19 protein-coding genes are annotated in these 22,255 nt (G+C 72.6%); 7 read left to right on the top strand and 12 right to left on the bottom strand.

Annotated features, from left to right (window positions below):
• The first annotated feature begins 6 nt into the window (after window positions 1-6).
• Window positions 7-1,086, top strand: coding sequence for an adenosine deaminase (locus ACFYTT_RS07445; RefSeq protein ID WP_357211655.1), 1,080 nt, complete (start codon window positions 7-9; stop codon window positions 1,084-1,086).
• A 15-nt stretch (window positions 1,087-1,101) separates the two neighbouring features.
• On the opposite strand, the gene ACFYTT_RS07440 is transcribed toward ACFYTT_RS07445, so the two are convergent.
• Window positions 1,102-1,443, bottom strand: coding sequence for a hypothetical protein (locus ACFYTT_RS07440; protein WP_254876712.1), 342 nt, complete (start codon window positions 1,441-1,443; stop codon window positions 1,102-1,104).
• A 461-nt stretch (window positions 1,444-1,904) separates the two neighbouring features.
• Between ACFYTT_RS07440 and ACFYTT_RS07435 the strand changes: the two genes are divergently transcribed.
• From ACFYTT_RS07435 to ACFYTT_RS07420, 4 genes are all read left to right on the top strand, one after another.
• The gene (locus ACFYTT_RS07435) at window positions 1,905-5,378 is read left to right on the top strand and encodes a nitrate- and nitrite sensing domain-containing protein (RefSeq protein ID WP_387258051.1); all 3,474 of its coding nucleotides are present in this window, start codon (window positions 1,905-1,907) and stop codon (window positions 5,376-5,378) included.
• Window positions 5,375-5,779: a roadblock/LC7 domain-containing protein gene (locus ACFYTT_RS07430; protein ID WP_131057168.1), complete on the top strand. Its 405-nt coding sequence runs from the start codon at window positions 5,375-5,377 to the stop codon at window positions 5,777-5,779. The genes ACFYTT_RS07435 and ACFYTT_RS07430 overlap by 4 nt, the downstream gene beginning before the upstream one ends.
• A gap of 100 nt (window positions 5,780-5,879) precedes the next feature.
• Window positions 5,880-6,257 (top strand): DUF742 domain-containing protein, encoded by a 378-nt coding sequence (locus ACFYTT_RS07425; RefSeq protein WP_131057170.1) that lies wholly within the window; start codon window positions 5,880-5,882, stop codon window positions 6,255-6,257.
• Between the two features lies 1 nt (window position 6,258).
• Window positions 6,259-6,852 (top strand): ATP/GTP-binding protein, encoded by a 594-nt coding sequence (locus tag ACFYTT_RS07420; protein WP_117228677.1) that lies wholly within the window; start codon window positions 6,259-6,261, stop codon window positions 6,850-6,852.
• Between the two features lie 427 nt (window positions 6,853-7,279).
• Here ACFYTT_RS07420 and ACFYTT_RS07415 read toward each other — a convergent pair whose 3' ends face one another.
• From ACFYTT_RS07415 to deoC, 9 genes are all read right to left on the bottom strand, one after another.
• On the bottom strand, window positions 7,280-9,655 hold the full coding sequence (locus tag ACFYTT_RS07415) for a transposase (RefSeq protein ID WP_387258050.1): 2,376 nt from the start codon (window positions 9,653-9,655) through the stop codon (window positions 7,280-7,282).
• A 40-nt stretch (window positions 9,656-9,695) separates the two neighbouring features.
• The gene (locus tag ACFYTT_RS07410; protein ID WP_131057309.1) at window positions 9,696-10,748 is read right to left on the bottom strand and encodes a DNA primase; all 1,053 of its coding nucleotides are present in this window, start codon (window positions 10,746-10,748) and stop codon (window positions 9,696-9,698) included.
• A 158-nt stretch (window positions 10,749-10,906) separates the two neighbouring features.
• A complete protein-coding gene (gene cydC, locus ACFYTT_RS07405) occupies window positions 10,907-12,727 on the bottom strand; it encodes a thiol reductant ABC exporter subunit CydC (RefSeq protein WP_387258049.1) in 1,821 nt (606 codons plus the stop codon).
• The gene (gene cydD / locus ACFYTT_RS07400; RefSeq protein ID WP_131054601.1) at window positions 12,724-14,394 is read right to left on the bottom strand and encodes a thiol reductant ABC exporter subunit CydD; all 1,671 of its coding nucleotides are present in this window, start codon (window positions 14,392-14,394) and stop codon (window positions 12,724-12,726) included. The genes cydC and cydD overlap by 4 nt, the downstream gene beginning before the upstream one ends.
• Window positions 14,395-14,521: 127 nt before the next feature.
• On the bottom strand, window positions 14,522-15,415 hold the full coding sequence (locus tag ACFYTT_RS07395) for a M56 family metallopeptidase (protein WP_387258643.1): 894 nt from the start codon (window positions 15,413-15,415) through the stop codon (window positions 14,522-14,524).
• A 22-nt stretch (window positions 15,416-15,437) separates the two neighbouring features.
• Window positions 15,438-15,938: a BlaI/MecI/CopY family transcriptional regulator gene (locus ACFYTT_RS07390; RefSeq protein ID WP_176092538.1), complete on the bottom strand. Its 501-nt coding sequence runs from the start codon at window positions 15,936-15,938 to the stop codon at window positions 15,438-15,440.
• Window positions 15,939-16,196: 258 nt separating this feature from the next.
• Window positions 16,197-17,021, bottom strand: a complete 825-nt coding sequence (locus tag ACFYTT_RS07385; RefSeq protein WP_387258048.1) for an aldehyde dehydrogenase family protein — start codon at window positions 17,019-17,021, stop codon at window positions 16,197-16,199.
• The gene (locus ACFYTT_RS07380; protein ID WP_387258047.1) at window positions 17,014-18,444 is read right to left on the bottom strand and encodes an aldehyde dehydrogenase family protein; all 1,431 of its coding nucleotides are present in this window, start codon (window positions 18,442-18,444) and stop codon (window positions 17,014-17,016) included. The genes ACFYTT_RS07385 and ACFYTT_RS07380 overlap by 8 nt, the downstream gene beginning before the upstream one ends.
• Before the next feature lie 5 nt (window positions 18,445-18,449).
• Window positions 18,450-19,409 (bottom strand): deoxyribose-phosphate aldolase, encoded by a 960-nt coding sequence (gene deoC / locus ACFYTT_RS07375; protein WP_387258046.1) that lies wholly within the window; start codon window positions 19,407-19,409, stop codon window positions 18,450-18,452.
• Window positions 19,410-19,541: 132 nt separating this feature from the next.
• On the opposite strand from deoC, the gene upp reads away from it, so the two are divergent.
• Both upp and ACFYTT_RS07365 read left to right on the top strand, forming a co-directional pair.
• The gene (gene upp, locus ACFYTT_RS07370; protein ID WP_131054595.1) at window positions 19,542-20,174 is read left to right on the top strand and encodes a uracil phosphoribosyltransferase; all 633 of its coding nucleotides are present in this window, start codon (window positions 19,542-19,544) and stop codon (window positions 20,172-20,174) included.
• Between the two features lie 79 nt (window positions 20,175-20,253).
• The gene (locus tag ACFYTT_RS07365) at window positions 20,254-20,928 is read left to right on the top strand and encodes a GPP34 family phosphoprotein (RefSeq protein WP_176092542.1); all 675 of its coding nucleotides are present in this window, start codon (window positions 20,254-20,256) and stop codon (window positions 20,926-20,928) included.
• A 236-nt stretch (window positions 20,929-21,164) separates the two neighbouring features.
• On the opposite strand, the gene ACFYTT_RS07360 is transcribed toward ACFYTT_RS07365, so the two are convergent.
• Complete coding sequence (locus ACFYTT_RS07360; protein WP_176092543.1) at window positions 21,165-21,368, bottom strand: DUF397 domain-containing protein; 204 nt, start codon at window positions 21,366-21,368, stop codon at window positions 21,165-21,167.
• On the bottom strand, window positions 21,361-22,245 hold the full coding sequence (locus tag ACFYTT_RS07355; RefSeq protein ID WP_387258045.1) for a helix-turn-helix domain-containing protein: 885 nt from the start codon (window positions 22,243-22,245) through the stop codon (window positions 21,361-21,363). Before ACFYTT_RS07355 ends, ACFYTT_RS07360 begins: the two co-directional genes overlap by 8 nt.
• Between the last annotated feature and the right edge of the window lie 10 nt (window positions 22,246-22,255).

Genomic DNA, 22,255 nt, shown 5'->3' with positions numbered 1-22,255 from the left:
CTGGTCATGGCCGCGAACATCGGGTATGAGGACATCGTCAAGGCGCCGAAGGCGTTGCTGCACGACCACCTGGACGGCGGTCTGCGGCCCGCGACGATCGTCGAGCTGGCCGCCGAGGTCGGTCACGAGCTGCCCACCACCGACCCGGCGGAGCTGGGGCGCTGGTTCGTGGCGGCGGCCGACTCGGGTTCGCTGGAGCGCTACCTGGAGACGTTCGCGCACACCGTGGCCGTGATGCAGACCGCTCCGGCGCTGCGCCGGGTGGCCCGGGAGTGCGCACTGGACCTCGCCGCGGACGGGGTGGTCTACGCGGAGGTGCGCTTCGCCCCGGAGCAGCACCTGGAACGCAATCTGAGCCTGGACGAGGTGGTCGAGGCGGTGCTGGCCGGGTTCGTCGAGGGCAGCGCGCTCGCCGCCGAGGCCGGTACGCCGATCCGGGTCGGCACGCTACTCACCGCGATGCGGCACGCGGCGCGCTCGCAGGAGATCGCGGAGCTGGCGGTTCGCCATCGCGACCACGGGGTGGTGGGGTTCGACATCGCCGGTGCCGAGGCCGGTTTCCCGCCCACCCGGCACCTGGACGCCTTCGAGTACCTCCAGCGGGAGAACTTCCACTTCACGATCCACGCCGGTGAGGCGTTCGGGCTGCCCTCCATCTGGCAGGCGATCCAGTGGTGCGGAGCCGACCGGCTGGGCCACGGCGTACGCATCGTGGACGACATCACCGTCGGCGCGGAGCCGGTGCTCGGCCGGCTGGCCGCGTACGTGCGGGACAAGCGGATCCCGTTGGAGCTCTGCCCGTCGTCCAACGTGCAGACCGGTGCCGTCGCGTCGATCGCCGAGCACCCCATCGGGCTGCTGCGTGACCTGCGGTTCCGGGTCACCGTGAACACCGACAACCGGCTGATGAGCGGCACCTCGGTGTCCCGGGAGATGGCGTTGCTCTGCGAGGCGTTCGGCTACGGCTGGCGTGAGGTGCAGTGGTTCACCATCAACGCGATGAAGAGCTCCTTCATCCCGTTCGACGAGCGGCTCCGGATCATCGACGAGGTCATCAAGCCCGCGTACGCCAAGCTGCTGGCCTGAGTCTGCGGCGCCGGCTCACCGGGCCGGTGGGTGGCCGGGGCGGTGCAGACCGGCGACCTGACGCAGGATCTCCCGGGCGCGGGCGGCCTCCGCGCCCAGTCCGGTCTGGCGGCGCAGCACGGCCGGCTCGGCCCGCAGCAGCGTCACGCCCCGGCGCAGCAGCACCCGGGGGCCCTTGCGCTGCTCGGCCAGGTCGCGGGCCAGTCGACGGAGGAAGGTCGCCCCGCGCGGTCGGCGCAGCGCGTACGCCCCGGCGAGCACGCCCCGGAGTCGGCACTCCTCGACGATCTCCGCGGCGAAGATCCCTTCGGCCACGAAAAGTGGCGAGTCGGCCAGCTCGAACGGCCGATTGGCCACCCGGCGGTCCTCATTGATGGCGTATACCGGGACGTCTGCCCGACCGTCCATCGCCAGTCGGGTTATCACCTCAACGGCTGTTTCGGCGTCCCACGAGGCGGGCGACTCCCAGTCGATCTGGCCGTCTCGGCGTGGTAACGATGGGTCATCGCCATTCTTGTAGAAATCGTCCAAACAGAGCACTGGCAGGCCGGTTTGTCGCGCTACGTACGACTTCCCGGAGCCGGAGGGGCCGGCGAGCAGGACGACTCGGTGCGGGGGCTTCATTACCTTCAGTGACTCCGAACAGACGGACCGCGATCAAATTGCGTCAACATCTCATCACACCTTTGGCTGGGGCCAACCTGGGCTTTCTCTTTCCGGAGAGGCGTGATGGAATCTCGGATGGTCCGACCCGCCGGGTCGGCTGCTGGGCGTTGTCCGCAAGACAACGCGGACGCTGCAATCACGAGGGCGGTGACGTGAGCAAACGACCGAAGACGGCAGGCTCCTTCCTGTCGCGTATGGGTCGACCGGTCGGTCGGCTCCGCGACATGCCGATCTGGTCCAAGCTCGGTCTCATCATGATCGTGCCGACCATCGCCACGGTCGTCGTGGGCACGAGCGGTCTGGTCGACCACCTGGACTCGCTCAGTGACGCCAACCGGGCCGGCGACCTCGCGGAACTCATCGGGCACTCCGGTGCCCTGGTGGACGGTCTGCAGGACGAGCGGACGGCTGCCGTCCTGCTCCTCGGCGTGCCGCCGCAGTCGGCCGGGCAGGCCGAGTCGGAGGCGAAGAAGAACGCCTCCGCGCGCTACACCGATGTCGCGGGCGCCGTCGACCGGGCCACGGATCCCTACTCGTCGCAGCGCTCCGACCTCACCGACCTGCCGCCCAGCCTTCAGGATCTGTTGACGGCGATCGACGAGCGCCTCGGTGACCTGCCGGGCACCCGGAGCCAGGTGATCAACGGCAAGTTCAAGATCACCGACACGCTCCAGTCGTACGATGAGCTGATCAACCAGCTGCTCTCCGTGCGGGACTCGGCCAGCCAGCTCGCCGGTGACAACGACCTGAGCGACCGGATGCGTGCCTCCGCCGCCGTCGCGCGGGAGAAGGAGTGGCTCTCCGTCCGCCGGGTGGTCGTGCACCGCGCCATGATCCAGGGCGGCATGAGTTCGACCCTGCGCACCGACTACATCTCCAGCGAGACCGGCCAGCAGCAGGCGCAGCAGAGCTTCAACGCGGTCGCCACCGAGGCCGAGGCGGAGTTCCACGCCCAGACCGTCGGTGGTGGTGACCGGCGTGAGGCGACGATCTACATCAGCCAGGTCAACGCCGACACCTCGGACACCCTCGGCGGACTCGACTTCACGCCGGAGCAGTGGGACACGGCGCTGGTCGCCAACGGTCGGCTGATCCGGTCGGTGGAGTCCAAGTTCGACTCGGACGTCGCCGCCGAGGCCGCCACCCTCCGCTCCGACGTGCAGCGGCAGGTGTTCCTGGAGACCGGCCTGCTGCTGACCACGCTGCTCTTCGCTATCTTCCTGGCGTTCCTGGTGGCCCGCTCGATGGCCCGTTCGCTGCGTGACCTCCGACAGGGCGCGCTCTCCATCGCCCAGTACGGCCTTCCCCAGGCGGTGGCCCGGCTGCGCGACCCGCAGGTCACCGGCCAGCTCTCGCCGATGCAGCTCGCCAACCAGATCGCCGAGCCGCTGCCGGTGCGCAGCAAGGACGAGTTCGGGCAGGTGACCGAGGCGTTCAACGCCGTCCACCTGGAGGCGGTCCGGACCGCCGCCGAGCAGGCCGCCCTGCGGGCGTCCGTCGCGACCATGTTCGTCAACCTCGCCCGCCGTTCCCAGATCCTGGTCGACCGGCTGATCGGCCACCTCGACCGGCTGGAGCGCGGCGAGGAGGACCCGGACCGGCTGGCCGAGCTGTTCCAGCTCGACCACCTGGCCACCCGGATGCGCCGTAACGACGAGAACCTCCTGGTCCTCGCCGGTGCCGACTCGACCCGTGTCCAGCGGGAGCCCGCCGCGCTGATCGACGTGCTCCGGGCGGCCCAGTCCGAGGTCGAGCACTACACCCGGATCGAGTTCGGCGTCATCGACCGGGACATCGAGGTCGCCGCGCACGCCGTCAACGACCTGGTCCACCTGGTCGCCGAGCTGTTCGACAACGCGACCGCGTTCTCTCCGCCGGACTCCCAGGTGCTGGTGGAGGCCCGCCGGGTCGGTGACCGCGCCACGCTGTACGTCGAGGACCGCGGCATCGGCATCAGCGCGGAGCAGTTGACCGACCTCAACGAGCGCCTCGCCACGCCGCCGCAGGTGGACGTCGCGGTCTCCCGGATGATGGGCCTGGTCGTGGTCGCCCGGCTGGCGTCCCGGCACGCCGTCCGGGTGGAGCTGCGTCCCGGCAACGACCGGGGCACCGTCGCCGACGTCACGTTGCCGCCGACCGTGCTGGTGCCGCGTGCGCTCTCCGGCCGTGGGCAGCAGCACCCCGCGCTGCCTCCTGCCGCCCCCCAGCCCGGCCCGGCCCCCACGTTCGGTGGCATGCCGCCGGCGGGTCACAACGGCCACGGTCCGGGCATGCCGCAGGTTCCCACGCAGCGTCCCGGTGGCTCCGGCAACCAGGTGACCCTGGGCGGCCGACCCTTCGACCCGGCCAGCCGCAACGGTGCCGGTGCACCCGGCTTCATGGCCGGCGCGGGCAACCTGCCCGCCTGGTCGGACCTGACCGGTGCCAGCGGCGTCCCGGGGGGCAACAACTTCGCCCCGCGGAACCCGAACGGGTCGTCGCACGACCCGCTGCCGCAGCGTCGCCACACCGACGAGCCGCCCTCGGGGCAGCAGCCGAACATCCCGCGTCAGCTTCCGAGCAGCCCGGAGGCGGCTCCCTACGCGCCGCCCGCGGTGTCCGCGCCGCCGGTGCCGCCGGTCTCGTCGCCGCCGGTCTCGGGTACGCCGTACTCCGCGCCGCCGGTCTCCGGCGCCCCGGTCTCCGGGCACCCGGTCTCCGGTTCGCCGGTCTCGGGTGCGCCGGGCGGGTTGCCGCAGCGGCCCGTCTCGCCGGGCACCGGATACCAGCAGCCCTCGGCGCCGCCGGCCTGGCCGCCGGTCGCCGGGGAGACGGCCGCCCCGGCGGTGCCCGAGCGACTGGCCGCCGCGCTGGACATGACCACCGAACTGCCTCGGGTGTCGCGTCAGACGCCGCAGCAGACGCCGTCCGCCTGGCCGACCTCGGCGCCGCAGCCCCAGCCGACCACGCCCACGCCGCCGCAGGCCCAGAACCGGCAGCGGTACGCGGACGAGACGATGGAGCTGCCGATCTTCCGGGAGCTGGAGTCCGCGTGGTTCCGCACCCGTCGTCCGGGGCCGGAGGAGTCGGCCGGCGCCCGCCAGCCGGCGGCCAACGGCGCCACGACCCAGCAGATCACCGCGATCGACCCGGGTCGGCCCGCGCCGCAGCCTCCGGCCGCGCCGGCAGCCAAGCCGCCGATGGCAGAGGCACCGACGGCCGCAGCCGCGTCCGGCGGGAACGGCGGGTTCCGTCCCAGCGGTGGCGGCGAGAACAGGCCCTCGTACCGGTCCGCGCCGCAGGATAATGTGTGGCAGACCGCGGCCGACGACGGTTGGCGGGCCGCCAGCGCGGCCAGCCAGGCGCCGGCGGCGGCCGCCACCACGCAGACCGGGCTGCCGAAGCGGACGCCGATGGCCCAGCTTGTGCCGGGTGCGGTCGAGAAGCCGGCGGCCACGGTGCAGAAACGCAACCCCGAGTCGGTGCGCGGTCTGCTCTCCGCCTACCACCGGGGTGTCCAACGGGGACGTAACCACCCGTCGGACAGCAACCCGACCGGCCCGGAGGGAACTTCGGGCGGGCAGCAATCCTCGCAGTCTGGCTCAGGCCCGGTGGCCGGGAGCGGGCAGAAGGAGCAAGAAGGATGACTAGTACGCAGGATCTCGGTTGGCTGTTGGCCAACTTCGCCGATCGGGTACCCGGTGTCGCGCACGCGGTCGCCGTCTCCGCGGACGGCCTGCTCCTGGCGTCGTCACGAGACCTTCCGCGGGACCGGGCGGACCAGCTGGCGGCCATTGCCTCCGGCCTGGTCAGCCTGACCCAGGGTGCCGCCCGCTGTTTCGAGGGAGGGGCGGTGCTGCAGACCGTGGTCGAGATGGACAACGGCTTCCTGTTCCTGATGTCGATCTCCGACGGCTCGTCGTTCGCGGTCCTCGCCGCGCGTGCCAGCGACGTGGGACAGGTCGGGTACGAGATGGCTCTGCTCGTGGACCGGGTGGGCGATGCGCTGACTCCGGCGCCACGTACCGCCGTCGGGATGATGGGCTGAGCGTCGCGCCAGCCGGTGGGGCGGGTGAGGCGCGAACACGACTTACGAGGAGTAGCGCCGGTGCGAGCCGGTGCCGGGGACGAAGGAGGTGAGCGGCGACATGGCCGATCGTGACGAGCCGACCGGCGCTTTGGTCCGTCCATACGCCGTGACCCGCGGTCGTACCCGTCCTCGCCTCGACATCGCCCTGGAGGCGCTGGTCGAGACCACGGTGCGCGGTCGGGCCGTTGCCACAGGCAACGGCGGGCAAGGCCGAGAGCACCAGTACATCGCTGCGCTGTGTGACGGACGTGTGCAGTCGCTCGCTGAGATCGCGGCGCGTATGCAACTTCCGCTCGGCGTGGCCCGGGTGCTCATCGCCGACATGGCGACGGACGGCCTGGTCGCTATCCACGAGCCGACCATCCTGGACGACTCGGACGACGCGGTGGGCACTGAATTGCTGGAGAGGGTGCTGAGTGGACTTCGCAGGCTCTGACATGTCGCACCGTCCGCCGACCCCGAGCGGGCGCGTGACGTCGGCGAAGATCGTTATCGCCGGTGGATTTGGCGTCGGCAAGACGACGCTGGTCGGCTCGGTCTCGGAGATCACGCCGCTGACCACCGAGGCCATCATGACGTCCGCCGGTGTCGGCGTCGACGATACCCGGCAGGTGCCGGGTAAGACGACGACCACGGTGGCCATGGACTTCGGTCGTATCTCGATCGATCGTGACCTGATCCTGTACCTCTTCGGTACGCCGGGTCAGACCCGTTTCTGGTTCATGTGGGATGAACTGGTCCGGGGCGCGATCGGCGCGGTCGTGCTGGTGGACACCCGCCGGTTGGCGGACTGCTTCGCGGCGATCGACTTCTTCGAGCACCGGCGGCTGCCGTACCTGGTGGCCATCAACTGCTTCGACGGCATGCAGTACCACGATCCGCAGGACGTCCGGGAGGCGCTCGCTATCTCCAGCGACGTGCCGGTGGTGGCCTGCGACGCCCGGAACCGCGAGTCGACGAAGCACGTGCTGATCTCGTTGGTCGAGTACGTGCTCACGATGCGCCGTACCCGGGCCGTCGCTCCCGCCTGACGATCGGCTGCCGCGCCCGGTGCCGACCAGGAGGGCACCGGGCGCGCAATGCTGTCCGCAGCCCGGCCGGAGGTTCGGCGGCTCGGTCGGGGCCGCCCGGCCGACCGCTCAGCTCGGGCGGTTCCAGGCCACGTCGGGTGGACCGCGAGACTGCGCAGCGTGCGTGTGGCGGCTCCGGAGCGGGCTGATGTCCCCGGGATCACCACGGCGTCCGATCGGGCCGTCACGGCGCGCTGGGCGGCGTGGATGACGCCGGCGAATGACACGGGGAGCCCTACCGTGCGGACCACCTCCACCCCGGCGGCACGCGGTGCACGATCATGACCTGCGGGGTTGGTGCGTTGGTCATGCACACGCCCGGTCGACTCGATGTCGAATCAACCGGGCGTGGGTGAAAAAACGCAGGTGAGCGGGGTTGTGGCAGGCGTCAGGACCGGTAGCCGGCGGAACGGTACTCGTACTCCCGGTCGTCGTCGCGCTCGCCGGAGTCCCGGGTGAAGTCCCAGCCACCGGCGGACTCCCGGCCCGGTCGCCCGCCGACCGCGAAACCGCCGATCTCCTGCCCGCGACGCCAGCCGCGGAAGTAGCCGGTGGTGTTCTCGGCCAGGCTGGCCGCGTCCCGGACGATGCGCAGCGGACGCTCCTCGCGCAGCGGCGAGCCGGGCACGAGGTTGGCCTGCGGCACCCGCTTGGGCAACCCGGCCCCGGTCTCGGCACCCACCGCCGGACGGGCGGCCTGCTCGGCGGCCTCCCAACCGGTGTCGGCCAGGCTGGACCACTCCAGGTCGGCGCTCTCGCCGTGCCCGACGAACCAGGCGGACCTGGCCTGAGCAAAGATCAACAGGTCGCCGTCGCCCTCGTCGGGGACGGGCGGCGGCCGGTGCTCCACCGGCGGCTCCGCGCGGCGCGCCGGCGGGGTGAGGTCCAACCGCTCCACCGGACGCCCGCCACGTGCCGGGTCACCCCGGTCGACCAGCCGCAGCGGCGGGGTCTCCTGGGCCGACTCGGCGGAGCTGCGCAGGGCACGGTCGGCCAGCGGCGGCGGCTCGACCAGTCGCAGCACCGGCGGCTCGGGCGGCAGGTCGTCGGCGAGCCACGGCGGGGTCACCCGACGCTCCGCACCGAGGTCGGCGGGGGGCTGCGGTGCTTCGTGCCGCTTCCGGTCGTCGTAGGCGGAGGTGACCACCGGATTGAGCGGCGAGGTGACGTCCGCCGGGTTCTCCGGGTTGTTCACCAGCGGCCAGTTGGCCCGCGACCCCGGGGGTGCCGTCGGCTCCTGATCGGGTCGGGGCGCCGGCACCGGAACGCTGAGGTCGGTGGCGCTGAACCCGCCGGTCGGCGGTTCGCCGTTGGTCTTCGGACGCGGCGGGATGATCGTGCGCTGCCGTTCGGCCCGCGCGCTGTTGATCGCTGCGGTGGTGAGTGTCGGCCGGAACGGTTCGCCGGCCTCGGCGGGCGGCACCGTCCCGCGCTGCGAGGGCGCGATCGGCGTGATGCCGGGCGGCGGCGGGGGCGGCGTCGAGATCGGACGGTTCGTCGGGCCGTCGATGCGCGACGGGCCGGGCTCGGCGTGCGTCGACGGCGCGGAGACGGGCGGGCCGGACATCGCAGCCGGCGTCAGCGGCATGGGTGCGACGGGCGGCGGTGCGACCGGTGCCGGGGCGACCGGCGGCGGACCGAGCGGACGCGGCGACGCGGGACCGCTGCCGGGCTGCGGCTCGGGCCGACTGCGGCGGCCACCACCGGCCGGTTCGGGCCCGGTGGGCCGGACCGGGCGCAGACCGGGGGCGGGAGCCGGAGCGGGCGCGGCGGCGGTGGAGGGCAGCTCGCCCACCGGCTCGCCCCGTCGGGCGGCGGCCCGGCGTCCGACGGCCGGTGCGGGGTGAGCGGGGGGAGCGGTGCGGGCGTGCAGGGCGCCGACCAGCGCCTCGCAACCGGCGTCGCAGGCCCGGACCGAGGCGACCGCCTGTCGGATCGTCTCGGCGGCGGCGGAGGTGAGGGCCCGGTTGACCGTGGACCGGCGCGGCGTCTCGGAGATCGCCACCCGAAGCGCGGTGACCGCCTCGTCGATCGCGTCCGCCTCGCCCGCGCCCTCGGCCGCGAGCTGGGCGGTGACGGCGTCGGCGGTGACCGCCGCGTCACGACCGCGTCCTGCGGCGTCGGTGAGCATGCCCGGCTCGGGCAGCGCGTCCAGCACCGCCAGCGGGATCGACTCGGCCGGATCCGGGTAGGCCCGCAACGCGGCCGGGTAGAGCTCGCGCAGCACCTCGCGCAGCGCGGCTGCGGCGGAGTGCCGGCCGGCGGCCAGGGCGGCGTGCGCCGCGAGCACCTGCTTGTAACCGGCGAGGTCCCGGGGTGCCGGCAGGGTCACCGCGGAGAGGGCGCCGGCCTGGAGGGCGCGAGCCAGTCCGACAGCCCGTCGGACGGCCGGCGGGGCCTGCATCTCCTCCAAGGAGTCGTCGTCGGCGAACCGCTCGGCGAAGTCGTCGACCGAGTCGTCGTCGGCGATCGCCAGCGGACGACCGGCGGCGCTGAGCAGCGAGGTGACGGTGTGGTCGTCACTGTCGGCGGCAATCGCCGCACCGCTCGGCCCGCCTGAGCGCTCCACGAGCAGCGTGACCAGCCGGGCGTAACCCGCCGGGTCGTCGCTCACCTCGCAGACATGCAGCAGACGGCCTGCGTCGTCGACCACAGCGGACGTCAGCGTCGAACCGGCCGAGACCGGTCGGCCAGCCGGATCCGCCGAGGCCAGACCGCAGTACACGCGCACGAGCGCCACGGCGTCGTCCTCCTCCCGGAACACAGGGTCTTCTCTGCCAGAGACTGATGCTCCCTGGTGCGCGTCAGTCGCGCCAGTCCACGACCGCAGAGATCTTTCCGACAATGGTCCGCCAACCCAGACTTGCGGTTTGTGCCCCAATTTTCTTCAGCTTACGTCGACCGAGGAATCCGCCGATGCCGCCCTTGACAGACGCGCGTAGCGCGTCGTCCAGATCGTCGAGGCTGGAGCCGCTGGACAGCATGTCGAGCACGGCGGGCAGGCGCAGCGCGTACGACAGGTCGCGAGCGACCTCGCCCGCCTCGATGAGCAGCGTCGGAGCCCAGCTGTCGTGGCCACCCCGCAGGTTCTCCACTACCAGATCGAGCTCGTAGACGTCCTCCTCGAGCGGGGCGATGTCCGCCGGTTCCACCCGTTCGGACAATTCATTCCAGCTGTCCAGCTGGGACATATCGTTGGGCGCACCGGAACGGACGAAGCTGACCAGGGATTCCGGGGTCTTGAACAGCAGCAGCCGTCCCCGGTGACTCAGGAAGACGGGGACTTCCTCGTCGCCGTCGTCGTCCGCCTTCTCGTCGGCGTCCTCGTCGGCGTCGGAGTCCTTCTTCGAGGTGGACTTGCCCGAGGCGGACTTGCCCGACTCCTCGTCCTTGTCCTGCTTCTCGTCCTCGTCGCTCTCGGCGAACTCCCGGGCGACGTCCTCGTCGAGGATCACGACGTCGTCGTCCTCGTCGTCGGTCTCGACGACCTGCCGACGGGCCAGGAACGGGTCGTCGGCGTCGCGTTCCGCGACGTCGGTCGGGGTCAACTCACGGGCCGGCCGGTAGGCCCGCAGGGTGAAGCCGGTGCCGGCGGGCAGAGCGACCTCGATCGGGTCGATCCGCAGCTCGTCCCAGAGGGCGCGGGACGCCTGGGCCGCCGCGCTGTCCGCCTCCTCGACGTCCGACGACTCGTCGTCGGCCTCCCGCTCGGCGGGGTCCGGCTCGGCGACGGCCTCCGGCTCGGTGGCGTCCGGCTTGGCGGGGCCGGTGGTGTCATCGAGCTCGGGCTCGTCGGCGTCCGGCCGTTGGGGCGACTGGCGGGCCACGGTGACCTCCGTGTGCGTCGGGCTGCCCACTCACCGACTCGATGTCGATGAGTGACTCTGGGCACATACCCTAATGGGCTGCTCTGGGTAATCGGTGCCCGCACCCCGATGGCGGTCCCGACAACCCGTACGCCGCGCCGTCGCCGGCCGGTGCCGGTCGGCCCGGCATCGGTGACGCGCCGCACAGGTCAGGGCCGGTGCGGGCCGGAGAGCGCGAGGTAACCGTGCTCGGCGGCCTGCTGCACCACCCACTGGTCGCGGTACCAGCCCTCGGCGTCGACCAGGTCCGCGTGTGGTCCCCGCTGGACCACCCGCCCGGCGTCGAGCACCAGCACCTCGTCGAGCCCGTCGAGACCGGTGAGTCGATGCGTGATCAGAAGCACCGAATGCCCGGCCGGCGTGGCGGCCAGGGTGGAGGCGAGCACCTCGTCGGCGGCGACCGGGTCGAGACCCTCCGTCGGCTCGTCCAGCACCAGTACGCCGGGCGCGGCGAGCAACGCGCGGGCCAGCGCCAACCGCTGCCGTTGACCACCGGAGAGCTGCCCACCCTCCTCGCCGACCACGGTGTCCCAGCCCTCCGGTTGCGCCCGTACCCAGTCCGCCAGGCCGGCGGCCTCGGTGGCGGCGGCCAGTGCTGCCTCGTCGGCGTCGGGGCGGCCGAGGAGCAGGTTGTCCCGGACGGTGGCGTGGAAGACGTACGCCTCGGCGAGCAGCCCGCCGACCGCCCTCGGCAGGTCCTCCGGCGGGTACGTCGACACGTCGTGGCCGTCCAGACCCACCCGACCGCTGTCCGGGCGTACCGCACCGGTCAGCACGGCGGCGAGGGTGCTCTTGCCGGCCCCGCTCGGGCCCACCACCGCGATCCGGCGGCCGGGTGGCAGGTCGAGGTCGAACCGGTCGAGCGCGGCGGGCACCCCGGCCCGGTAACGGACCGTGACCTCCTCGAACCGTACCCGGGGGACGTCGCGCCGCTCCGTCGACGGGTTGTCCCGCCCACCGGTCGGCTCCCCGGCGGCGGCCGGTGTGTCGCGGCTCTCGGCGGCCGGCGTCAGCAGCGGGGCGACCCGGGCCAGTCCGGAGCGCAGACCGGTCCACTGCCGGGCGGCACCGACCAGCGCGAGGGCGATCTCCACGGCGGCCAGCGTGCCGACCGCCAACACCCCGATCCACGCGCCGGACACGTCGGTCCGCAGCGCCACGACCACCACGGCACCGGCGGTGAGCCCGGCGACCAGCACCCCGAGGGCGTCGACGGCGAAGCCGCGCGCGGCGAGCCGCCGCTCCAGCCGGGCGAGACGGCGGGCCCGCCCACCGGCGGCGTCGAGCGCGCCGGCGGTGGCACCGAAGGCGGCCAGGTCGGCGGCGCCGTGGGTCAGGTCGACCGCGTCGGTGGCGAGGGCACCGCGCAGTGGTGCCATCTCGGCGGCGGCCCGCCGGGTCAACGCGGTGGCCAGCAGCGGCAGGCCCACGGCGGCGATCAGCAGGCCGACGGCGAGGGTGAGCGCGGCCGGCGGCGAGATCAGTGCGGTCAGGCCGACGGCCACCAGGCTCACCGTCGCCGCGGCGGCGGCCGGGACGAGCACCCGCAGCAGCAGGTCCTGCACCGCCTCCACATCGGAGACCAGACGGCTGAGCGCGTCTCCGGTGCGCGGCGGGGCACCCCGTCGGGCGGCGAGCGTGGCGAACACCCGGGCCCGGACGTCGGTGACGAGCCGGAGCACCGCGTCGTGCCCGGCCAGCCGTTCCGTGTAGCGCAGCACGCCCCGGCTCACCGCGAGCGCCCGCACCGCGACGATCGCCACGGTGAGCCGGTCCAGTTCCGGCCGACCGGCGGCGGTCATCAACAGCCAGGTGGCGGTGGCCATCAGGGCGAGGGCGGCGAACTCGGTGGCCGCCGCGAGCAGTCCCGCTCCGACCAGCCGTCGCAGGTACGGCCGGGCCAACCGGAGTACGGCCGCCTCGGGCGACGAGTCGACACGGCGGGTCGTGGTGGCCGGAGCAGTGCTCATCGGGCCTCCCCGGCCGGTTGCGGGGTCAGCTCGGTGACCCGACCGTCCTCCACCCGCAGGATCCGGTCGGCGTCCTCCAGCAGCGCGGGGCGGTGTGCGACCAGCAGCGCGGTCCGTCCGGTCACCAGTCGACGGGTGGCCGACAGCACCGCCGCCTCGGCGGCGGCGTCCAGGCGGGCGGTCGGTTCGTCGAGCAGCACCACCGGTGCGTCCCGCAGGAACGCCCGGGCCAGCGCCACCCGCTGCCGCTGGCCGCTGGACAGGCCGTGCCCGCGTTCGCCGAGCCCGGTGTCCAACCCGTCGGGCAGCGCGGCGACCACCTCGTCCAGCGCCGCGTCGCGCACCGCTGCGGTGATCGCCTCCGGCGCGGCGTCGGCGTGGCCGAGGCGGATGTTGTCGGCCAGCGACGCGGCGAACAGGTGGGCCCGCTGCGGCACCCAGGCCACCTGTCGACGCCACTCGTCGGCGTCCGCGCCGGCCAGGTCGACACCGCCGACGGTGACCCGCCCGGTGGTCGGTGCGACGAAGCCGAGCAGCAGCCCGAGCAGGGTGCTCTTACCGGCGCCGCTCGGGCCGATGATCGCCACCCGCTCGCCGGGCCGGATGGTCAGCGACACGTCCCGCAGCGCGGTGGTGCGTTCGTACGCGACCGTCACCGCCTCGAACCGGATCTCGCCGCGCCCGTCGGGCGACGCACCGGAACGGGGTACGGGCGTCGGCGCGGAACCGGAGAGCGTGAGCGCCTCGTCCAGCGCCGTGAGGCCCTCCATGCTGGCGTGGAACCGGCTGCCGGCGGCCCGCAACGGCAGGTACGCCTCCGGGGTGAGCAGCAGCACCAGCAGCGCGGTCTGGAGTGCCAGCCCGCCGTCGAGCAGGCGGAGACCGACCGGGACCGCGACCAGCGCCACCGACAGGGTGGCCACCAGCTCCAGCACCAGGGCGGAGAGGAAGGCGATCCGCAGGGTCTGCATGGTGGCGACCCGGTGCCCGTCGGCCATCCGCCGCACCGCGTCGGTCTGCGCGCGGGCCCGCCCGAACGCCCGCAGTGTGGGCAGCCCGGCCACCATGTCCAGGAAGTGCCCGCCGAGGCGGGACAGCCGCCGCCACTGCCGTTCGGTGGCGGCCTGGGCCTGCCAGCCGAGCAGCGCTCCGAAGATCGGGATGAGCGGCAGGGTCAGCGCGATGATCACCGCCGAACTCCAGTCGGCGAAGACGACCCGACCGAGCACCGCCACCGGCACCGTGACGCTCAGCACGAGCTGCGGCAGGTAACCGGTGAAGTAGGCGTCGAGCGCGTCCAGTCCACGCCCCGCCAGCGTGGCCAACTGTCCGGCCCGCTGGCCGGCGACCCAGCCCGGACCGTGCCGGGCGACCGCGCCCAGCAGATCGGCCCGCAGCGCGGCCTTCACCGTGGCCGCCGCCCGCGCCGAGACCGCGCCCTGCGCCCACACCACCAGCGCGCGGGCCGCGACGGCGGCCACCAGACCGGCCAGCGCGACGCGGTCCAGCCGCCCGGTGAACGCGGTCGCCAGGAGCATCGCCAGGGCGGTCGCCTGCGCCACGACCAGTCCGGCGGCGAGCACCCCGAGCAGCGCGAGCAGCACGAGGTCGCGTCGGGCCGCAGGGACCCGGCGCAGCAGCCGTGGGTCGAAGGGGCGGCGGCTCACCAGGGCACCGGTGCCCGACCGTCGGTCCGTCCCCGGAGAATCCGCCAGCACATCGCCTGGCAGCCTAGTCGGGACGCGCCGAGCGCCCGCGAGCGCGGAGCGGGTACGCGGGACACCACGTCGGTCGTCAGCTCAGGAACAGCGAGATGGGCAGGGCGGCCACGGTGGTGGCCACGGTCAGCGCGGTAGCACCGATCAGCCGGGCGGGGCGTTCCGCGACCATCAGCCGCTGCACCCGTACGTCCAGGTCCCGGTCGCCCAGACCGAGCGTGCCGACCGGCGTGATCCGGTTCTCGGCGGCGGCGAACCGGCGCAGCGCACCGGCCAGCGGAGCCTCCGCGTGCAGCTCCCGAGCCTTGTCGTCGGCACGCATCTCGACCAGCAGCGACACCCGCTCGTGCGCCTCGTGCACCCAGCGCAGCCACGGCAACGCCCGGCACAGCGCGGTGAACGGCATCAGCACCAGATCGTGCCGCTCCTCGGCGTGCGCCCGCTCGTGCGTCAGCACCGCCTCCAGCTCGGCCCGGTCGAGCAGACTCAGCGTGCCGGCGCTGACCACCACCCGGGGCTTCACTCCCGGCAGGCAGTACGCCGCCGCACTCGGATGGTCGAGCACCAGCGCCCCGGGCACGGTGGGGTCCTGCCGGGCCACCAAAGCCAGCAGGTCCCGGTGCCGCCGCTGCGCGCGCACCGTGCCGTGGATGCTGCGTACCGTCGAGGTCAGCAGCACCGCGCCGATGCCGAACCCGACGCCGACCAGCCCCAGGTGCACCGGGCCGACGCCCACCGGAAGCGTGCTGTGCCACAGGTCGTTCGCGAGCGCCAGCAGCGCGCTGCCGGTGCCCCGGTCGTACGCGGCCAGTCCGATTGCGATCGGCAGGCCCACCGCGGAGAGGCCGGCGGCCAGGCCGACCGCCTGCCAGCAGAGGATCGCGACCCGAGGGGTACGCCAGGTCCAGGTGGAACGGGTGAGTACCTGCGCGATCAGCCAGCAGGCCAGCATCGCGGCGGCGAAGTGCATGGTCTGCGCCACGTCGTCGCCCCTACCGCTCCGCGGTCTCGTCGGCCCGACCCGGCCGGGTCGTCCGGTCCCGTCGGATCGCCTGTTCCGGTGCGGGTGCCTCGACCTGATCGGTCAACGCCGCACCGTCGCCCGGCCCGTCCGGCGTACCCGGGGTCATCCCGGCCTCGGCGGAGAGCGCGGCCCGCAGGACATCGGCCTCGGTGCCCGTCACCGAGCGGGCGAAGCGGACCAGTGCCGCGTCGCGGCTGCCACCCAGGTCCAGGGCGTCGAGCATGATCTGGGCGATGTACGCCTCGCGGCTGGCGGTGGCCCGATAGCGCCAGGCCCGCCCTTCCCGCTCGCGCTGCACCATGCCCTTGCCGGCGAGCCGGTCCAGCACCGTCATCACCGTCGTGTACGCCAACTCGCGCCCGGCCAGCACGTCGGCGACCTCGCGCACCGTCACCCCGTCGGACGCGGCGGGAACCGTGTCCCACAGCACGTCCATCACCGCACGCTCAAGATCCCCCAGCCGAGTCACCCCTGAATCCTACCCCCCGTAGTAGACCCCCCGCCCCGCACCCGCCTCCCACACCCGCCTCCCACACCCGCTCCCCGCACGCCCCGCGAACACCCCCGCAACCGGTGACTCAGCGAAAGGCGGCACCCCGAAGCCGCCACCAGACCTCCGACCGCGCCCAGGTCAGGTTTCCGGGGGGAGCCCACCCGCGCAGGGATCAAGCCTGACCGCCCGGAGCGGGTGGGCTCCCCCCGGAAACCCCCACAGCAAGAAAAGGAATCACACCCCCTTGGGATGCCACACCGTCTTCGTCTCCAGCAACGCCGTCATCCGTCCGAGCCCCGGATCAGCCGACCAGTCGTGCCCGGAGCCCACCGGACGGAGTACCCGCTTGAGGTTCTCCGCGGCCTTCATCTCCGAGTCGACCGCCAGGTCCGCGTCGGTGACCCCGGTCAGGTCGATCGCGTTGACGTCCATGTGGGCGGCCAGCGTGGGTACGGTCTCCGGCAGCCGCCCGGTGAGGATGTTGACGACACCGCCGGGCAGGTCGGAGCTGGCGAGCACCTCGGCGAGGGTGATCGCGGCCAGTGGCGCGTCCGGGGAGGCGGCGACCACGACGGTGTTGCCGGTGACGATCGCTGGAGCGATCACGCTGACCAGGCCGAGCAGGGCCGGGCTCTCCGGGGCCACCACGGCGACCACGCCGGTCGGCTCGGGTGCGGAGAGGTTGAAGTAGGGGCCGGCGACCGGGTTCGCGCCGCCGTACACCTGCGGCAGCTTGTCGGACCAGCCCGCGTACCAGACCCAGCGGTCGGTGGCGGCGTCGACTTCGTCGGCGGGTACGCCGAGACCGATGAACTGGTCGCGGCGGCCCTCCAGCATCTCGGCGACGCGGTAGAGGATCTGACCCCGGTTGTACGCGGTCGCTCCGGCCCAGCCCTTCACGGCGGCGCGGGCGGCGACCACGGCGTCCCGGGCGTCCTTGCGGGAGGCCAGCGACACGTTGGAGTCCTGCACGAGATACGACCGTCCCGACTCGCTACGCGGGAACTTCCCGCCGATGAAGAGCTTGTACGTCTTGCGTACCGCGACCCGCTCAGACATTGAGGTACGCCTCCAGCCCGTGCCGGCCGCCCTCGCGACCGTAGCCCGACTCCTTGTAGCCGCCGAACGGCGAGGTGGGGTCGAACTTGTTGAACGTGTTGGCCCAGACGACTCCGGCGCGCAGCCGGTCGGCCATCCACAGGATGCGGGAACCCTTCTCGGTCCAGATTCCGGCGCTGAGCCCGTACGGCGTGTTGTTGGCCTTCTCCACGGCCTCGGCCGGGGTGCGGAAGGTCAGCACGGACAGCACCGGGCCGAAGATCTCCTCGCGGGCGATCCGGTGGGCCTGGGTGACGCCGGTGAAGATGGTCGGCGCGAACCAGAAGCCACGGTCCGGCAGCTCACACGGCGGTGACCAGCGCTGCGCGCCCTCGGCGGCGCCGGCTTCTGTCAGCTCGTGGATCCGGGCGAGCTGGGCGGCGGAGTTGATGGCACCGACGTCGGTGTTCTTGTCCAGCGGGTCGCCGACGCGCAGCAGCGCCATCCGACGCTTGAGCGATTCCAACACCTGCTCGGCGACGGACTCCTGGACCAGCAGCCGGGATCCGGCGCAGCAGACGTGCCCCTGGTTGAAGAAGATGCCGTTGACGATGCCCTCGACCGCCTGGTCGACGGGGGCGTCGTCGAAGACGATGTTGGCGGCCTTGCCGCCGAGTTCCAGGGTGAGTTTCTTGTCGGTGCCGGCGACGGCGCGGGCGATGGCCCGGCCGACGTCGGTGGAGCCGGTGAACGCCACCTTGTCGACGCCGTCGTGTTCGACCAGGGCGCGGCCGGTCTCGCCAGCGCCGGTGACGATGTTGACCACACCGGCCGGCAGGTCGGCCTGCTGGCAGATCTCGGCGAAGAGCAGCGCGGTCAGCGGGGTGGTCTCGGCGGGCTTGAGCACCACCGTGTTGCCGGCGGCGAGCGCCGGGGCGATCTTCCAGGCCAGCATCAGCAGCGGGAAGTTCCACGGGATGACCTGCGCGGCGACGCCGAGCGGTCGCGGGTTCGCGCCGAACCCGGCGTGCTCCAGCTTGTCCGCCCAGCCCGCGTAGTAGAAGAAGTGCGCGGCGACCAGCGGCAGGTCGACGTCGCGGGACTCCCTGATCGGCTTGCCGTTGTCCAGCGACTCCAGCACGGCCAGCTCACGCGAGCGTTCCTGGATGAGGCGGGCGATCCGGAACAGGTACTTGGCCCGGTCCCGGCCCGGCATCGGACCCCAGACCTTGTCGTACGCCGTCCGCGCGGCCCGGACCGCGCGGTCCACGTCCTGGCTGCCGCCCTCGGCGGCCTCGGCGAGTACCTCCTCCGAGGAGGGGCTGATCGACTTGAAGCTGCCGCCGTCGGCCGGGTCGACGAAGGTGCCGTCGATGAACAGGCCGTAGGAGGGCTTGATCTCCACCACCGAGCGCGACTCGGGGGCGGGTGCGTATTCGAACATCGCGTTCAGTCCAGGGTGAAGTAGTCGGGACCGGCGTAGACACCGGTCGTCAGCTTGGTGCGCTGCATGAGCAGGTCGTTGAGGAGACTGGAGGCGCCGAAGCGGAACCAGTCCGGGTCCAGCCAGTCCGGCCCGACGGTCTCGTTCACCATGACCAGGTACTTGACGGCGTCCTTGGTGGTCTTGATGCCGCCGGCCGGCTTCACGCCGACCTGTCGACCGGTGGCGGCGCGGAAGTCGCGGACCGCCTCCAGCATGACCAGCGTCACCGGCAGGGTGGCCGCGACCGGGACCTTGCCGGTGGAGGTCTTGATGAAGTCGCCGCCGGCCAGCATCGCCAGCCAGGAGGCCCGGCGCACGTTGTCGTATGTGGCCAGTTCGCCGGTCTCCAGGATCACCTTGAGGTGGGCGTCCCCGCAGGCTTCCTTGGTCGCCACGATCTCGTCGTACACCTTGGCATAGCGACCGGCCAGGAACGCGCCCCGGTTGATCACCATGTCGATCTCGTCGGCGCCCGCCTCGACGGCGGCCCGGGTGTCGGCGAGCTTGATCTCCAAGGGCGCCTGACCGGACGGGAACGAGGTCGCCACGCTGGCCAGGTGCACGTTCGAGCCGCGCAGCACCTCGGCCACGTGGGGGACCATCGCGGGATAGACGCAGACCGCGCCGACGTGCGGGCACGAGGGGTCGGCCGGGTCGGGGCGCAGCGCCTTGGCGGCGAGCGCGCGTACCTTGCCGGGGGTGTCCGCGCCTTCGAGCGTGGTGAGGTCGACCATTCGGATCGCGAGGTCGATCGCCTGTGCCTTGGCGGTGGTCTTGATGGAGCGGGTGCCGAGTTGGGCTGCCCGCTGCTCCGCGCCGACCTGGTCCACGCCCGGTAGGCCGTGCAGGAAGGTCCGCAGAGCGGTCTCGGATCGTCCCAGCTCGGAGAGGTCCGACCGGGCCGACGTCGCTGTCGCCGTCATGCGCCGAAGTCTACGCAGGCGGGAGCCACCCGATCTTGATCATGACGGCGGGCGGGTGTCCCGGGTGAGCGACGTCGCTGCTCGGGGCCGGGGCCCGTGCGCCGGGGTCCGGGGCGGGTAGGTTGAGCGATCGTGGACGTACACGTCATTGACCATCCGCTCGCCCAGTCCCGGCTGACCGCCATGCGGGACGAACGGACCGATTCCGCCTCGTTCCGGGCGGCGCTGCACGAACTCACCACCATGCTGGTGTACGAGGCCGCGCGCTCCTTCCCGATCGAGCGGTACCCGGTGCAGACCCCGGTGACCGGCACCGAGGGCACCCGGCTGGCCAACCCGCCGCTGCTGGTGCCGGTGCTGCGGGCCGGTCTCGGCATGGCCGACGCCGCGCTGGGTCTGCTGCCGGAGTCGTCGATGGGCTTCGTCGGGCTGGCCCGGGACGAGGAGACCTTCGAGCCGCGCGCCTACATGGAGTCGCTGCCCCGCGACCTGAGCGGCCTGCCGGTGCTGGTCCTGGACCCGATGCTGGCCACCGGTGGCTCGTTGGAGCACTGCTGCCGGCTGCTGGCCGACCGTGGCTGCACCGACATCACGGTGCTCTGCGTACTCGCCGCACCGGCCGGCATCGCCCGGCTGGAGCGGTCCGGCCTGCCGCTGCGTCTGGTCACCGCGTCGATCGACGACGGCCTCAACGACAGCATGTTCATCGTGCCCGGTCTCGGTGACGCCGGGGACCGCCAGTTCGGCGGCATGCCCCGGTTCTGATCCGTCCTTCGTCGTCCCACGCTCGTGGTGGCGGGTTTGTCGTGCGGGCGGTGGCATCGAGCGGCTACCGTCTCGGGCCATGACTGGTGTTCCGCTCGCCGAGGAACTGCTCCTGCTGGCGTACGACGACGAAACCGGCAAGGCGACCATGCCCCGGATCAGCCTCGACCTGGGCATGGCCGCCGCCGTGTTGATCGAGCTGGCCCTGGCGGGCCGGATCGCGTACGCCGAAGGCGCTCTGACGGTGGTCGACGCGACACCGACGGGCGAGCCGATCACCGACGACGTGCTGTCCCGGATCGCGGCGGACACCCCGCACAGCCCGTCCTCCTGGGTGCAGCGGCTGCGGCACGGTCTGCGCGACAAGGTCCTCGGTGACCTGTGCGCACACGGGGTGGTCCGGGACGTCGACGAGACGGAGATGGGCTTCATCCACGTGCACCGCTACCCGGTGCTGGACCCCTCGGTGGAGGCGGAGACCCGCCAACGGCTCGCCGCCGCGCTGACCGGTGAGGCACCCGACGAGCGGACCGCCGCCCTGGCGACGCTGGTCGCCGTACTCCGGATGGAGTCGGCGCTGGGGGCGACCGGCGAGGACGCCACCGAGGCCCTCCGCCGGTTGGAGGAGATCGCCAGTGGTGCCGGCTTCTCCGGCGAGGTGGGCCTGGAAAGCTCCGTGGTCCGCCCCTCGGTCGGCCTGGTGGTCGCCGCCCTGGGCCGCGCCGTCCAGGCGGCTCTCGGCCCCCGTCGCTGACCCGCCCGCCCCGCCGTCCTCCTGCCCTCGCCGTCGCCCTCCCGGCGCCGTCCTCCTGCCCTGCCGCGTCGTCGCCTTGCCCCGCCGACGTCCTGGGCGCCGATCATGGAGTTGTGGTCGCGAGTTTGTGTTGATACGTCCACATCTGCGGCTGCCACGACTCCATGATCGACGCCGGACGGACGGACGTCGGCCGCCCGACGCCCGACGTGCGGCGCTCGACGTGGGGTGAGGGGTCAGTGGGACAGATGCTCGGTGCGGACGGCGGTGACGAAGGCGGACCAGGCGGTGGGCGTGACGGTGAGGGTCGGGCCGGTCGGGTCCTTGCTGTCGCGGATGCCGACGACGTCGGACAGGTTGTCGGCGACCTCGACGCAGTCGCCGCCGTTGGTGCCGCTGCGGGTGCTGGTGCGCCACGTCGCGCCGGTCAGGTCACTCATAGCACTCTCCCCGGATGGCATCGATGAGCTCCATCGATTCTCCCTCCCCGAGCGCGATGGATTCCAGCCCACGCCAGACCCGTACGTAGGCGGCGATCTCGTGCGGCTGGTCGAGATAGAGCGCGCCGGTGAGCCCTTCGACATAGACGGTGGGCGGTTCGGACGGGCTTCCGAGCAGGGAATCCGGGAAGTCGAGCAGCACGAAAGTGCCCGCCTCGGCGGCGAGTGGCGGGCCGGCGGCGAGCGGCAGGACGCGGATCGAGATGTTGTGCCGTTGGCCGACGGCAAGCAGGTGGCGGAGTTGACCGGCCATCACCGGCCGGTCGGGCACCGGGCGGCGCAGCACCGCCTCGCTCAACATCACGGTCAGTTCCGGAGCGGGTGGAAGGCGCCGGGTCAGTAGTCCCTGCCGCTGGATCCGGAAGTTGACCGCCTTCTTTCGTTCCTCCTCGCCCAATTCGGGCCGGTTGAGAAGAAAGAGCGCGGTGGCGTACTCGGGAGTCTGTAGTAGTCCCGGCACCAGTTCGGCGTTGTAGTGGCGCACGCTACTCGCCACGTTCTCCAGCCCGATGTAGAGCGAGAACCAGGCGGGGATGGACTGGCCGTACGCGTGCCACCATCCCTCGGCCTTGCTGACCTCGGCGAGCCCGACCAGCACGCTCGCCTGGTCGGGTGTGGCCTGGTAAAGCTCGCAGAGTACGCGCACGTCCGGGCCCCTGGCCGGGGAGAGACCGCGCTCGATCCGCCAGATCTTCTGTCGCGAGCAGTCCAACTGCTCGGCTGCCGCCTCGATGCTGACCCTGGCATCGACCCGCAGTTGGGTGAGCAGCCTGCCGAGCTGTCGTCGCGGGACGGTCGAACCGTTCGTTGCATGCACCGTGCAACAC

The sequence above is a fragment of the Micromonospora sp. NPDC003816 genome, from assembly GCF_042874705.1.
Classification (GTDB): Bacteria; Actinomycetota; Actinomycetes; order Mycobacteriales; family Micromonosporaceae; genus Micromonospora.
Note: the sequence above shows the minus strand (reverse complement) of the source record. Positions and strands in the feature narration are given on the sequence as shown.

Coding starts and splice junctions, on each gene's coding strand:
- ACFYTT_RS07385 (WP_387258048.1), bottom strand. CDS start 17,021: ATGTCTGAGCGGGTCGCGGTACGCAAGACGTACAAGCTCTTCATCGGC.
- deoC (WP_387258046.1), bottom strand. CDS start 19,409: ATGACGGCGACAGCGACGTCGGCCCGGTCGGACCTCTCCGAGCTGGGA.
- ACFYTT_RS07380 (WP_387258047.1), bottom strand. CDS start 18,444: ATGTTCGAATACGCACCCGCCCCCGAGTCGCGCTCGGTGGTGGAGATC.
- ACFYTT_RS07365 (WP_176092542.1), top strand. CDS start 20,254: ATGACTGGTGTTCCGCTCGCCGAGGAACTGCTCCTGCTGGCGTACGAC.
- ACFYTT_RS07445 (WP_357211655.1), top strand. CDS start 7: ATGGCCGCGAACATCGGGTATGAGGACATCGTCAAGGCGCCGAAGGCG.
- ACFYTT_RS07420 (WP_117228677.1), top strand. CDS start 6,259: ATGTCGCACCGTCCGCCGACCCCGAGCGGGCGCGTGACGTCGGCGAAG.
- ACFYTT_RS07360 (WP_176092543.1), bottom strand. CDS start 21,368: ATGAGTGACCTGACCGGCGCGACGTGGCGCACCAGCACCCGCAGCGGC.
- ACFYTT_RS07425 (WP_131057170.1), top strand. CDS start 5,880: ATGGCCGATCGTGACGAGCCGACCGGCGCTTTGGTCCGTCCATACGCC.
- cydC (WP_387258049.1), bottom strand. CDS start 12,727: ATGAGCACTGCTCCGGCCACCACGACCCGCCGTGTCGACTCGTCGCCC.
- ACFYTT_RS07430 (WP_131057168.1), top strand. CDS start 5,375: ATGACTAGTACGCAGGATCTCGGTTGGCTGTTGGCCAACTTCGCCGAT.
- ACFYTT_RS07395 (WP_387258643.1), bottom strand. CDS start 15,415: ATGCACTTCGCCGCCGCGATGCTGGCCTGCTGGCTGATCGCGCAGGTA.